Annotated in this window: 12 protein-coding genes; 4 read left to right on the forward strand and 8 right to left on the reverse strand. The window is 70.7% G+C overall.

From position 1 onward, the window contains the following. The first annotated feature begins 104 nt into the window (after nucleotides 1-104). The 4 genes from recA (at nucleotide 105) to ACRAKF_RS28330 (ending at nucleotide 5,500) form a co-directional block, all read left to right on the forward strand. Nucleotides 105-1,235, forward strand: coding sequence for a recombinase RecA (recA, locus tag ACRAKF_RS28315; protein ID WP_447040359.1), 1,131 nt, complete (start codon nucleotides 105-107; stop codon nucleotides 1,233-1,235). 3 nt (nucleotides 1,236-1,238) lie between these two features. Then, nucleotides 1,239-1,973, forward strand: coding sequence for a recombination regulator RecX (gene recX, locus ACRAKF_RS28320; RefSeq protein WP_447040360.1), 735 nt, complete (start codon nucleotides 1,239-1,241; stop codon nucleotides 1,971-1,973). A 144-nt stretch (nucleotides 1,974-2,117) separates the two neighbouring features. Then, complete coding sequence (locus ACRAKF_RS28325; RefSeq protein WP_447040361.1) at nucleotides 2,118-2,951, forward strand: ArsR/SmtB family transcription factor; 834 nt, start codon at nucleotides 2,118-2,120, stop codon at nucleotides 2,949-2,951. After that, a complete protein-coding gene (locus ACRAKF_RS28330; RefSeq protein ID WP_447040362.1) occupies nucleotides 2,948-5,500 on the forward strand; it encodes an FtsX-like permease family protein in 2,553 nt (850 codons plus the stop codon). Before ACRAKF_RS28325 ends, ACRAKF_RS28330 begins: the two co-directional genes overlap by 4 nt. Before the next feature lie 66 nt (nucleotides 5,501-5,566). Here the strand turns inward: ACRAKF_RS28330 and ACRAKF_RS28335 are convergent, their stop codons facing one another. The 8 genes from ACRAKF_RS28335 to ACRAKF_RS28370 all read right to left on the reverse strand — a co-directional run bounded on the left by ACRAKF_RS28335 (nucleotide 5,567) and on the right by ACRAKF_RS28370 (nucleotide 12,310). Then, on the reverse strand, nucleotides 5,567-5,956 hold the full coding sequence (locus ACRAKF_RS28335) for a rhodanese-like domain-containing protein (protein WP_447040363.1): 390 nt from the start codon (nucleotides 5,954-5,956) through the stop codon (nucleotides 5,567-5,569). Then, entirely contained in the window at nucleotides 5,953-6,495 is a 543-nt protein-coding gene (locus tag ACRAKF_RS28340; RefSeq protein ID WP_447040364.1) for a cysteine dioxygenase, read from the reverse strand. Before ACRAKF_RS28340 ends, ACRAKF_RS28335 begins: the two co-directional genes overlap by 4 nt. Before the next feature lie 81 nt (nucleotides 6,496-6,576). Further along, complete coding sequence (locus ACRAKF_RS28345; protein WP_447040365.1) at nucleotides 6,577-6,777, reverse strand: putative leader peptide; 201 nt, start codon at nucleotides 6,775-6,777, stop codon at nucleotides 6,577-6,579. Continuing rightward, complete coding sequence (locus ACRAKF_RS28350) at nucleotides 6,774-8,468, reverse strand: FAD-dependent monooxygenase (protein WP_447040366.1); 1,695 nt, start codon at nucleotides 8,466-8,468, stop codon at nucleotides 6,774-6,776. The genes ACRAKF_RS28345 and ACRAKF_RS28350 overlap by 4 nt, the downstream gene beginning before the upstream one ends. A gap of 268 nt (nucleotides 8,469-8,736) precedes the next feature. After that, complete coding sequence (locus tag ACRAKF_RS28355) at nucleotides 8,737-9,786, reverse strand: amino acid ABC transporter permease (protein ID WP_447040367.1); 1,050 nt, start codon at nucleotides 9,784-9,786, stop codon at nucleotides 8,737-8,739. Continuing rightward, nucleotides 9,783-10,430, reverse strand: a complete 648-nt coding sequence (locus tag ACRAKF_RS28360; protein ID WP_447040368.1) for an amino acid ABC transporter permease — start codon at nucleotides 10,428-10,430, stop codon at nucleotides 9,783-9,785. The genes ACRAKF_RS28355 and ACRAKF_RS28360 overlap by 4 nt, the downstream gene beginning before the upstream one ends. A gap of 117 nt (nucleotides 10,431-10,547) precedes the next feature. After that, a complete protein-coding gene (locus ACRAKF_RS28365; RefSeq protein ID WP_447040369.1) occupies nucleotides 10,548-11,468 on the reverse strand; it encodes a glutamate ABC transporter substrate-binding protein in 921 nt (306 codons plus the stop codon). Nucleotides 11,469-11,530: 62 nt separating this feature from the next. Then, on the reverse strand, nucleotides 11,531-12,310 hold the full coding sequence (locus ACRAKF_RS28370; protein ID WP_447040370.1) for an amino acid ABC transporter ATP-binding protein: 780 nt from the start codon (nucleotides 12,308-12,310) through the stop codon (nucleotides 11,531-11,533). Between the last annotated feature and the right edge of the window lie 16 nt (nucleotides 12,311-12,326).

The raw sequence follows: 12,326 nt of genomic DNA on the forward strand, positions 1-12,326 counted from the left end.
CTTGAGTTATCCACAGGCTGGACGGGCGTCGGGGCGGATTGTCAGTGGCAGGCGTTAGCGTCTTTGACGTGAAGCGATCGACTCAAGCAAATCGGGTGGAACCCATGGCAGGAACCGACCGCGAGAAGGCGCTGGACGCCGCTCTCGCACAGATTGAACGGCAATTCGGCAAGGGCGCAGTGATGCGCATGGGCGAGCGGCCGAATGAGCCCATCGAGGTCATCCCCACCGGGTCGACCGCGCTCGACGTGGCGCTCGGCGTCGGCGGCATCCCGCGCGGCCGAGTGGTGGAGGTGTACGGCCCGGAGTCCTCCGGTAAGACGACCCTCACGCTGCACGCCGTGGCCAACGCCCAGCGGGCGGGCGGCGCGGTGGCGTTCGTGGACGCGGAGCACGCTCTCGACCCCGAGTACGCGAAGAAGCTCGGCGTCGACATCGACAACCTCATCCTGTCCCAGCCGGACAACGGCGAGCAGGCTCTCGAGATCGTCGACATGCTGGTCCGCTCCGGAGCCCTCGACCTCATCGTCATCGACTCCGTCGCCGCCCTGGTGCCGCGCGCGGAGATCGAGGGCGAGATGGGCGACTCGCACGTGGGTCTCCAGGCCCGTCTGATGAGCCAGGCGCTGCGGAAGATCACCAGCGCGCTCAACCAGTCCAAGACCACCGCGATCTTCATCAACCAGCTCCGCGAGAAGATCGGCGTGATGTTCGGCTCCCCGGAGACCACGACCGGTGGCCGGGCGCTGAAGTTCTACGCCTCGGTGCGGCTCGACATCCGCCGTATCGAGACCCTGAAGGACGGCACGGACGCGGTGGGCAACCGCACCCGCGTCAAGGTCGTCAAGAACAAGGTCGCGCCGCCCTTCAAGCAGGCCGAGTTCGACATCCTCTACGGCCATGGCATCAGCCGCGAGGGCGGCCTGATCGACATGGGCGTGGAGAACGGCTTCGTCCGCAAGGCGGGCGCCTGGTACACGTACGAGGGCGACCAGCTCGGCCAGGGCAAGGAGAACGCCCGCAACTTCCTCAAGGACAACCCCGATCTCGCCAACGAGATCGAGAGGAAGATCAAGGAGAAGCTGGGCGTCGGCGTGAAGTCCGAGGCTCCGGCCGAGGAGCCGAAGCCGGGCGCGGACGCGGCGGGGGCGGCCCCGGCCGACGACGCCGCCAAGACGGTTCCCGCGTCGGCGGCCAAGGCCACCAAGTCCAAGACCGCGGCGGCCAAGAGCTAGGCCGTGACGCGACGAACCGACTGGGCGGACCACACCGCCCCCGAAAGCCGCCCCGGAGCCGCGGGGCAGGACCACGGGGACGATGTGGAGCAGGAACGCGACGGCCGGGACGGGACCGGTACCCGCGAGGGTGGCGGGCGCGGCGGTGAGCGCCGGCGGCGGCGCGGCGGCTTCGGCGAGCACCAGGACAGCGGCCCCCCTTCCTCGTCGAGGGCCGAGAAGGGGGAGCCGCCGACCGCGGATCCCGCCGAGCGGGCGAGAGGGATCTGTCTGCGCCTGCTCACCGGCACCCCGCGCACGCGCAAGCAGCTCGCCGACGCGCTGCGCAAGCGGGAGATCCCCGAGGAGGTGGCGGAGGAAGTGCTCTCCCGCTTCGAGGAGGTCGGTCTGATCAACGACAGCGCCTTCGCGGACGCCTGGGTGGAGTCCAGGCATCACGGCCGGGGTCTGGCCCGGCGTGCGCTCGCGCGGGAGCTGCGCACCAAGGGCGTGGAGTCCACGCTCATCGACGAAGCCGTGGGACAACTCGACTCGGAGCAGGAGGAGGCGACGGCGCGCGAGCTCGTCGCCCGCAAGCTCCGCTCCACACGCGGCCTCGACCGCGACAAGCGCCTGCGCCGCCTCGCGGGCATGCTCGCCCGCAAGGGCTACGGCGAGGGCATGGCGCTCCGCGTGGTGCGGCAGGCCCTGGAGGAAGAGGGCGAAGACACGGAAGACCTGGGATACGAGGCGTTCTGAGCGTGCCGCCCCGACGGGGGTGGGGCGGCACGCTCAGCGACCCACGCATCCCGGCCCGCGCTCCGCGGGGTGGGGTTAACCCCCCTGCGGAGACGCGGGACCACCGCAGTGCACAGGGACCTGTGCACAGGCGACTGTGTACGCATGGCACAGGAACCCGGCACACCCGAGGAGACGCAGGCCTCCGGCGACGCAGTTGAGCGGACCCCGGACGCGGCTCCGACCCGGACATCGGCCCCGGACCCGGCCCAGGCTCAGGCTCCGGACCAGGCTCCGGCTCCGAACCCGGCCCAGGCTCCGGACCAGGCTGCGACCCCGGCCCAGGCCCCGAACCCGGCCCAGGCCCAGGCCCCGGCCCCGGCTCCGGCCTCGCCCCCGGCTTCAGCTTCGGCTCCGGAGGAGCTGAGTGACCTTCGCGTACTGAAGGCGCTCGCGCAGCCGCGGCGGCAGCAGATGTTGCAGCACCTCACCGTGCACGGCCCGGCGACCTCGGCCATGCTCGCCAGAGCCCTCGGCCTCAACACCGGAGCCACCAGCTACCACCTGCGTGAGCTCGCCCGCCACGGCTTCGTCGAAGAGACGCCGGGCGGCCCCGGAGGCCACGGCCGCGAGCGCTGGTGGCGTGCCGTCCCCGGCGACCGGCGCTTTCCGCCGCGCAGCCGGCAGACCCCTGAGACGCGGCTCGTCATCGATGAGCTGAACCGCCAGTCGTACGCCGCCGACCTCGACCTCTTCGAGCAGGCGCGGCGGGACGGCGGCGCCGAACCGGGTGAGTGGGCCGACGCGTTCCCCTCCTCACGGGGCACGATCCGGCTGAGTCTCCCCGAACTCCACGAGTTCTTCGAGGAGTACATCGCGCTGCTCAACCGCTACAAGCGGCCCGACCGCGACACCCCCACCGACGCGCGCACCGTACTCACGCGTTTCTGGGCCTTCCCCGCACCCCGCGACAGCCGAGAAGAGACGGACACCCCATGATGCTGCGCTACGCCCTGCAGACGGTCCGAGACCGGAAGGGTGGATTCCTGGGTGCCTTCCTCGCATTGATGTGCGCCGCCGCACTCATCACGGCCTGCGGCACACTCCTGGAGACCGGACTGCGCGGCACCGTCAAGACCGAGCGTTACGCCGCCGCACCGGTGATCGTTTCCGCCGACCAGAACGTCCACCAGACCACCGTCAAGCACAAGAAGGGCAAGACCAAGGTCAAGCACAAGGCGAAACCGATCGCGGAACGGGCCTGGCTGTCGGCACGTGACATCGACAGGCGCCTCAAGGAGGCACCGGGCGTCGGCGCGGTGGTGCCCGAACTGACCTTCCTGGCCCACCCCTTGACGACCGGCGACGGAAGCGACGCCGGCCGGCCCTCGTACGGTCACGCGTGGGAGTCCGCCGCGCTCACACCGTTCCGGCTCGTCGAGGGCAGTCGGCCACGCCACGCCGACGATCTCGTCATCGACCGGGACCTCGCCGACCGCGCCGGACTGAGGCCCGGCGACCGCCTCACCGTCCAGTCGACACAGAGCCCCCGCGGCTACCGCATCACCGGCATCGCCGCCCCCGCGCACGGAACCCTCGCCCATCAGACCTCGCTCTTCTTCTCCTCGGCAGAGGCCGAGCGGCTCGCGGCGCACCCGGGCAAGGTCACCGCCTTCGGCGTCGTGCCGAAGGAGGGCACCAGCGTCGCCGACCTGGAGCAGGCCGTCACGAAGGCACTCGACGGGACGACCGCGCAGGTCAGTGCGGGTGACGACCGCGGGCCCGTCGAGTTCCTCGATGCGGCGGGCGCCCGCGTCAAGCTCGTCAGCATGGGCGGTGCCATGGGAGGCACGTCCTTGCTCGTCGGAATCCTCGTGGTGGTCGGCACCTTCACGCTCTCCGTCCAGCAGCGCCACCGTGAACTCGCCCTGCTGCGCGCCGTCGCCGCGACACCGAAGCAGATCCGCAGGCTCCTGGGGCGTGAGGCGCTGCTCATCGGCGCCGTGGCGGGTGGTATCGGCGCGCTGGCCGGAATTCCGCTCGGCGGCGGGCTGCACGGACGGTTCGTGGACGCGGGTGCCGTGCCCGCCACCCTCGAACGCACCGTCAGCGCTTTCCCGCCTCTCGTCGCCGTCGGCGTGACCCTGCTCGGCGCACTGGCGGCGGCCCACATCGCCGGGCGCAGAATCGCCCGCATCCGCCCCGCCGAGGCCCTCGCCGAAGCGCGTGTCGAGCGCACCCGGCTGGGCCGGGGCCGCCTCGTCGCCGGTCTCGTCCTGCTGACCGGCGGCATCGTCCTGATCGCCGTGCTGAGCATGCTGCGCACCGAAGCCGCGTCGACCCCGGTGACGTTCCTGGCCGTGGTGGTCCTCGCCTGCGCCATCGCGGCCCTCGGCCCGCTCGTCGTCCGCGTGGCGGCCGCCCTCCTGCGCGGCCCGCTCCGGCTGACCGGCCCCGGCGGCAGGCTCGCCCACGCCAACCTTCGCGGCAACGCGGCCCGGATGGCCGCCGCCGTCACCCCTCTTGCCCTCCTCACCGGCATGACCTGCACCGTCCTCTTCGTCCAGCCCACCCTTGGCGACGCGGCCCGGGCCCAAGCCCGCGACGGCATCCGTGCGGACTGGGTGCTCGCCGGACAAGGCCCCGGCATCCCGGCGCAGGCCGCGCGGAAGCTGCGTACGGCCGAGGGAGTCGAAGCCGTCACCGAGGTGGTCCGCACCACCGTCCGCGTGGGGCTCGACAAATACCCGGCGCAGGGCGTCACTCCGGCAGGGCTCACCCGGACCTGGGACCCGGACGTCACCGCCGGATCCCTGAAGGGCTTCGACGGGAACAGCGTGGCCGTCAGCGAACTGGCCGCCGACCAGCTGGGTCTGCGGCCGGGCAGCACGCTCAAGCTCACCCTCGGAGACGGGACGAGGGCGAAACTGACCGTCCGTGCCGTGTACGCGCGCGGGCTCGGCTTCGGGGATGTGACCATGGCGCACGACCGAGTCGCCCGCCACGTCGACAACCCACTCGCCGCCACGGTCCTCGTCAAGAGCGACCGTACGAGGGAACAACTCGCGGCGGTCGTCGGGAAGTTCCCGGGTCCGGGGCTCGACGTTCTCGCACCGGACGCGTTCGACGGCCTGGAGGCGAAGCGCCAGCAGGCCAACGCAGAGGTGAACCACCTGGCCATGGGGCTCGTACTCGCCTTCACCGCGATCGCGGTGGTCAACACCCTCGCGATGTCGGTCTCCGAGCGCATCCGGGAGTTCGCCCTGCTGCGGCTCGTGGGCGCCACGCGGCGGCAGGTGCTGCGCATGCTGCGCACCGAGGCGCTGGCCGTCCTGTTCATCGGCACGGCGCTCGGCAGCGGGGTTGCGCTCGCCATCCTGACCGCGTTCAGCGTGGGCATGACGGGCAGCGCGGCGCCGACGGTGACCCCGTTGGTGTACGTCTCCGTGGTCGCTGTCGCCGCTCTCCTGACCTTGACCGCCACCGCGCTGCCGGGCCGTGCCGCGCTCAGGCCGCTTCCGGTGAGCGTGGCGACGGCCAAGGAGTAGGAAGGGGGAGGTAAGAGGCAGTACGCAATGGTGGGCGCCCCTTACCGAGGTGCGCCCACCTTGCGTTCAGGCGGTGACCGGAAGCCCTGCCGAGCGCCAGGCCTGGAAGCCGCCGTCGAGGTCGGTCGCGTACCGCATGCCCAACTGCCGGAGCGACGCCGCCGCGAGGCTCGACGCGTACCCCTCGTTGCAGATGACGACGACACGCAGATCGTGGCCGGTGGCCTCGGCGGCGCGGTGGCTGCCCTGCGGATCGAGACGCCACTCCAGTTCGTTGCGCTCGACGACCAGCGCCCCGGGGATCAGCCCGTCGCGCTCCCGAAGGGCCGCGTACCGGATGTCGACGAGGAGGCCGCCGGACCCGGCGATGTCGTGCGCCTCATGAGGGGTCACGCGGTCCAGGCCGAGCCGTACGCGTTCGAGCAGTTCGTCGATGCCGATCGGCCGCTCGCTCACTGCCAGTCCTCCGGGCGCTCCACGGACTCCAGGCGGAGCACGTCACCGGTGCGGGTGTAGCGGCGGATGCGTGGCAGGGGCGGGTAGTAGGCGTGCACGGACACCGCGTGTTCGGTCGTGGACTCGTTCAGCACCTCGTGCACGTGGTTGCGGCCGAAGGCACGGCCATCGCCGGCCGTGAGCTCCCGTTCCCGGTCCACGCCGTCCGAGAGCTCCAGGGTCTTCCAGCCGTCGGTGGGCAGCCGGGCGGCGAGGGAGTTCTCCTTGAGGGTGCCGGCCGCGGTGAGGAAGGCGCCGACCGACTCGGCGTGGTCGTGCCAACCGGTTCCGCTGCGGGGCGGCCAACCGATCAGCCATGCCTCGCTGCCGCCGGGGCCGTCGAGGCGCACCCAGGTGCGGCCCTCCGGGTCGAGGGGCAGTGAGGCGATGAGCGCGGTGTCGGCGGCGGTGCGGCGTGCGAAGTCGAGGAGCTCGGCGGAGGTGGGACCGGCGGTGCGTGAGGACGCGGGCGCGGTGGGGGAGGGTGCGGAGGAAGACACGGATACCGTCCTGAAGGTTCGCGAAAGGGCGCGCGAGCCGACCGGAAGGCGGCGCTCAGCGCGCGAGGGAGAAAGGCGAAGTCAGAGGGACGGGTGACACACGCAGCCCGCATAGCGGACGAGGTCCATATGGACCCTCCGCCACAGGCGCACATCGGTGTCGGTCACGATGCGGAGTAGACCACGGAGGTGGAGAGCGGTCAACTTCCGTTCAGCATGCGGTCCGATCGCGCGCCGCCCTGGCGGTGCCCCCTCACGATGCACTCCCGCACGCCCCCTCACTCGGCCCGCCGCACCGCCCCCGCCGCACCCTTCGGCTCCCCGGAGCCGGCCTGCTCGCCTGAACTGGCCCGTTCGCCCCCTGCCCGGTCGGCCGGGCCCCCTTGAGCGGCACCGCCAGACCCCGCGGGCCTCGCCCCGCCCACCGCCGCCTGCGCGGCCGCGTACAGCTCCGCCGGGCGTACTCCGGCCAGTGCGGTCACCAGGTGGCCGTCGGGGCGTACGAGCAGGACCGCGTGCGCGGGCGCCCCGGGGTAGCTCTCCGCCACGAGCAGCTCGGCGTGGTGCGGCAGTGCCGTGACAGCGGCGGCGAGCCTCGGCATGAGCCCGGCCGACATCCAGTGCCGGCGCTCCCACACACCGGTCCCCGGGGCGACGAGCACGACGAGCAGATGGCCGCGCCCGAGCCGCTCCCGCAACTGGACGAAGGTGCCGTCGGGTGCCGTCACCCGCACGTCGGCCACCGACATGCCCGGCTCGGTGGCCACCACGACCTCCGACTCGGACGGCGCGGGGGCCAGCGGGGAATCCGCGTACGACGCGGGCGCGCCGAGCGGACCGCGCCCCACGTGGCCGTCCGTGAGCAGCGCGTCGTGCCCGCGCGCGGCCCCCGGCACGAGCGAACGCAGGCCCTTGCCGCCCCGCAGTATCGGCAGCGACTGGTCGGCGGCGCGCAGCCGTGCGGTCACGCAGGCCCGCCGCTCGGCCTGATAACTGTCGAGCAGCGCGTCGTGCGCCCCGTGGTGCCAGGCGAGCGCCAGCTTCCACGCGAGGTTGTCCGCGTCCCGCAGCCCCTCGTCGAGCCCCTGCGTGCCGAGCGCGCCGAGCAGATGCGCGGCGTCACCGGCGAGGAAGGCACGGCCGACCCGCCACCGCCGGGCCAGGCGGTGGTGGACGGTGTGCACGCCCGTGTCGAGGAGTTCGTACGGCGGTGTGGGACCCTCGCACCAGCCCGCGAGGGTGGCCCGGATCCGCTGCACGAGGGCCTCGGGCGTCACGAGGTCACCGCGCGGCGGAAGCAGCCAGTCGAGCCGCCACGCCCCCTCGGCGAGCGGGCGGCCCGTCACTTCCGGGCCTCCGCCGCGCCACGGAGGCATCCGATGCAACAACGCCTCGCCCGGCCACGGAAGTTCCGTGCGCAGCGCCGCCACGGCGTGTCGCTCCACCGCCGTGCGCCCCGGGAAGCGGATGTCGAGCAGTTTGCGGACCGTCGAGCGTGACCCGTCGCAGCCCGCCAGATAACTTCCGCGCCACCACGTGGCCTTGGGCCCGCGCGTGTGGGCGGTCACTCCGGAGGAGTCCTGCTCCAAGGAGTCGAGCTTGCTGTCCACCGCGACCTTGATGAGCCGCTCGGTGGAGATGGCCTCGCGCAGCGCCCCGGTGAGGACGTGCTGCGGCACGTGCAGCGGGGTGGGGATCTCGTCGTCGAAGGAGACCTCGAGCATCACCTGTTTGCGCCGTACGGAGCGCCAACGCGTCCAGCGCGCACCCAGTTCCAGGCCGCCCAGCGAGCGGCCCGCGAGCCGTTCCACGAAGGCGGCGGTGTCGTCGCGCAGAACGACCGTACGAGCCAGGCGCTGATCGTCCTTGCCGGGCCCTTCGTCCAGGACGACGGTGGGCACCGAGTGGCGGGCGAGCGCCAGGGCGAGCGCGAGCCCGACGGGGCCCGCGCCGACGACGATCACCGGGTCCACGGCGCGCACCCTCCGGCCCGACGGGCTCCGAGGTTCCGGGCCGCCCGGAGGCGCTGGACGTACGTACAGGAACTGACAGTTGGAGCCCGGTGCACGATCACAGAACGTATGCAACCCATTGCCGCTGCTTGCGTCAAGTGACGATGGCAATGGTGTGCACAGGGAAGCGGCAGCGCGGCCGGTGCCGGCAGAGGCAGCCGGGCCCGGACGGACGAGAGGGGGGGCGGCCGACGGGCCGCCCCCCACACTCACCTGCGCCTACGAAGTGTCAGTTCGATTTTCCGACCGATCCGTCGGAGTCGCCGTGCGGCTTGCCGGAGTTGTTCTCCGGTCCCTCGCGGCCCTCCACGCCACGCGCCGGCGCGGCCATGGGCGCGTCACCGGTCTCACCACCCGCGGCCGCGGCCGCGGGAGCGGACGGCGTGGCCGTGTCGAGGACGCCGGGCGCCTCGGCGGGCTCGGCGGCGGCAGCCACCGCGATGCCGGTCTTGGTACGGCGCCCGCGCTTCTCGATCCAGGTGGCGAGCGTGGAGAGCGCCAGACACATCGCCACGTAGATCGTGCCGACGACCATGATCACCGGGACGTAGATGTACTGGCCGTTGACAAGGGTGGTGTTGGCCAGCTGCCGGCCCGCGTACAGCAGCTCCGAGTACGTGATGATGTAGCCGAGGGAGGTGTCCTTCAGCGTGACGACCAGCTGGCTGATGATCGTCGGCAGCATGGACCTGACCGCCTGCGGCAGCAGCAGCATCGTCATCACCTGGGACTTGCGCAGTCCCAGGGCGTAGGCCGCCTCGACCTGTCCGCGGGGGACGGCGTTGAAGCCGGCCCGCAACACCTCCGCCTGGACCGCGCCGTTGTAGACGGCGAGGCCGATGACGAGGGCCCAGAAGCCGTTGTTCTCGCCGATGGCGCCCAGGTCGCCCTTGTAGGTGAGGAAGAGCACCCACAGGGCATAGATCGTGATCAGCAGCGGGATGGCGCGGAACAGCTCGATGAACCCGGTGGCCAGCCAGCGGACCGGCCGGTGGTCCGACGCGCGGGCGACCGCGAGCAGTACCCCGAGCACCAGGGACAGCACGCCCGCGAACGCGAAGACCTTCAGCGTCGTGAGGATGCCGTCACGGATGGTCAGCCGGACGTTGGAGTAGTTGAAGGTGTTCCAGACCTCGGACGCGAAGTGGCCCCGGTCGGCGAGCCGCATGACCACGAAGACGATGAGGCCGATGATGGCGGCCGTGCCGACGACGGAGTAGACGCGGTTGCGCACCCGGGCCTTGGGACCCGGAGCGTCGTAGAGAACGCTGGAGCTCATCGTGCGACCTCCAGGCTCCGCTCGAGCAGCCGGAAGAGGCCGCTGATGGTGAACGTGATCACGAGGTAGCCGAGCGCCACCCAGAGGAAGAGCCAGGCGATGGCGAAGCCCTGGTCACTGAGGATCTTCTGCCACCCGAAGAGTTCCGTCACGCTGAAGGCGCCCGCGATGGCGGAGTTCTTCGTCAACGCGATGAAGATGCTGCTCAGCGGCGGCAGTACGGTCCGCACCGCCTGGGGCAGCACGATCGTGCCGAGGGTCTGGAAGAACGTCATGCCGATCGATCGGGCGGCCTCCGCCTGCCCGATCGGCACGGTGTTGATGCCGGACCGCACGGCCTCGCAGACGAACGTCGAGGTGTAGATGCTGAGCACGATCAGCGCCTTGGTCCACGGGTCGAAGCCGAAGTCGAAGACCTGCGGCACCGCGAACCAGATGGTGAGGAAGAGCAGCGTCAGTGGGGTGTTCCGGAACAGGGTGACCCAGGCGGTGCCGAAGAACCGCAGCGGCGGAACCGGCGAGACGCGGAAACCGGCGAGCACGACGCCAAGGAACAGCGCCAGCACGCTGCTGGCCACGGTCAGCCAGACCGTGCCTATGAAACCCTCGCGGAATTCCGCCAGATGGTCGAGCAGTACATTCACGGGGATGTCCTCGTGGGCGGCAGTGGTCGGGCAGGGGACGCCGGTCCCCGCACACACCACGATGCGTACGGGGACCCGGTCGACTCACTGCCGGGGAGTGGAACGGAAGATCGGCGGTCAGTAACGCTCGAGGGCCGGCGGCTCGGTGAACTCCGAACCGGAGAGGCCGAGCGTCGCGTCGTACGCCTTCTTGTAGTCGCCGTTCTTCTGGTGCGCCTCGACGGCGTCCGCGACGGCGTCGCGCAGAGCCTTGTCGTCCTTGCTCATGCCGATGCCGTACGGCTCCTTGGTGAAGGGCTTGCCGACGACCTTCAGCGCCTTCGGCTGCTGCGCGGCGTAGCCCTTGAGGATGGCGTCGTCCGTGGTGACGGCGTCGACCTCCTTGTTGATGAGCTGCTGCACGCACTCGGAGTACTTGGCGAGCTCGACGGTCTCGGCGCCGTACTTCGGCTTCTTGATCTCCTGGAGCGGCGTGGAGCCGACGATCGAGCAGACCTTCTTGCCCTTGACGGAGTCAGGACCGGTGATGCTCTTGTCATCCTGGCGGATGAGAAGGTCGGCGCCGGCGACGAGGTAGGGACCGGCGAAACCGACCTGCTTCTTGCGCTCGTCGTTGATCGTGTAAGTACCGACGTACAGGTCGACGTCGCCCTTGGAGATGGTGGTCTCGCGGACGCCGGAGTCGATCGTCTTGAACTCGACCTGCTCGGGCTTGAAGCCGAGGTCGGCCGCGACCATCTTGGCGATCTCGATGTCGAAGCCGGAGCGCTTGCCGGCGCTGTCCTTGAGGCCCAGGTACGGCTGGTCGTCCTTGGCGCCAATGACGATCTTGCCGGCCTTCTGGGCCTTCTTCAGCACCGCGGAGTCGACCTTGACGCCCGACTTCACGTCGTACGTGGGCAGCTTGGGCGCGTTCTTGCCGCCGGTCGGGTCCTTCGGCTTGTCACCGGCCGTGCCCTCCTCGCCACCACAGGCCGTGGCGGTCAGCGAGAGGGCGGCGACAACGGCCGCGGCGGCTGCGGTCTTGCGGAACTTCATGGTGAACATCCTTTGCTTCGGCTGGTCGTGAGTGGACGCGGTGGCCAGATTTGCCGTAAGCGTCAGTGCTTGAGGATCTTCGACAGGAAGTCCTTCGCCCGGTCGCTGCGCGGGTTGCTGAAGAACTGGTCCGGCACGGCCTCTTCGACGATCCGCCCGTCCGCCATGAAGACGACACGGTTGGCGGCGGAGCGGGCGAAGCCCATCTCATGGGTGACGACGATCATCGTCATGCCGTCGCGGGCGAGCTGCTGCATGACTTCGAGGACCTCGTTGATCATCTCCGGGTCGAGCGCCGACGTGGGCTCGTCGAAGAGCATCACCTTGGGGTCCATCGCCAACGCGCGGGCAATGGCCACGCGTTGCTGCTGGCCGCCGGAGAGCTGCGCGGGGTACTTGTCGGCCTGGGTGGCGACGCCCACGCGGTCCAGCAGTTGACGCGCCTTCGCCTCGGCCTCCGCCTTGGCGATCTTGCGCACCTTGGTCTGGCCCAGCGTCACGTTCTCGAGCACGGTCTTGTGCGCGAAGAGGTTGAACGACTGGAAGACCATGCCCACGTCCGCACGGAGGCGGGCCAGCTCCTTGCCCTCCTGGGGCAGCGGCTTGCCGTCGATCGAGATGTCTCCCGAGTCGATCGTCTCAAGGCGGTTGATGGCGCGGCACAGTGTCGACTTTCCGGAGCCGGAGGGGCCGATCACCACGACGACCTCGCCTCGGGCGATGGTCAGGTCGATGTCCTGGAGGACGTGCAAAGCGCCGAAGTGCTTGTTGACGTTCTTCAGCACGACCAGGTCGTCCGCCCCGGGCGGTATGGCGTCCTTGGTCACCGATACTTCGGTCACGGCTTGTTGCTCCATC

It is taken from the genome of Streptomyces sp. DSM 118878, from assembly GCF_052936595.1.

Coding starts and splice junctions, on each gene's coding strand:
- recA (WP_447040359.1), top strand. CDS start 105: ATGGCAGGAACCGACCGCGAGAAGGCGCTGGACGCCGCTCTCGCACAG.
- ACRAKF_RS28325 (WP_447040361.1), top strand. CDS start 2,118: ATGGCACAGGAACCCGGCACACCCGAGGAGACGCAGGCCTCCGGCGAC.
- ACRAKF_RS28330 (WP_447040362.1), top strand. CDS start 2,948: ATGATGCTGCGCTACGCCCTGCAGACGGTCCGAGACCGGAAGGGTGGA.
- ACRAKF_RS28355 (WP_447040367.1), bottom strand. CDS start 9,786: ATGAGCTCCAGCGTTCTCTACGACGCTCCGGGTCCCAAGGCCCGGGTG.
- ACRAKF_RS28365 (WP_447040369.1), bottom strand. CDS start 11,468: ATGAAGTTCCGCAAGACCGCAGCCGCCGCGGCCGTTGTCGCCGCCCTC.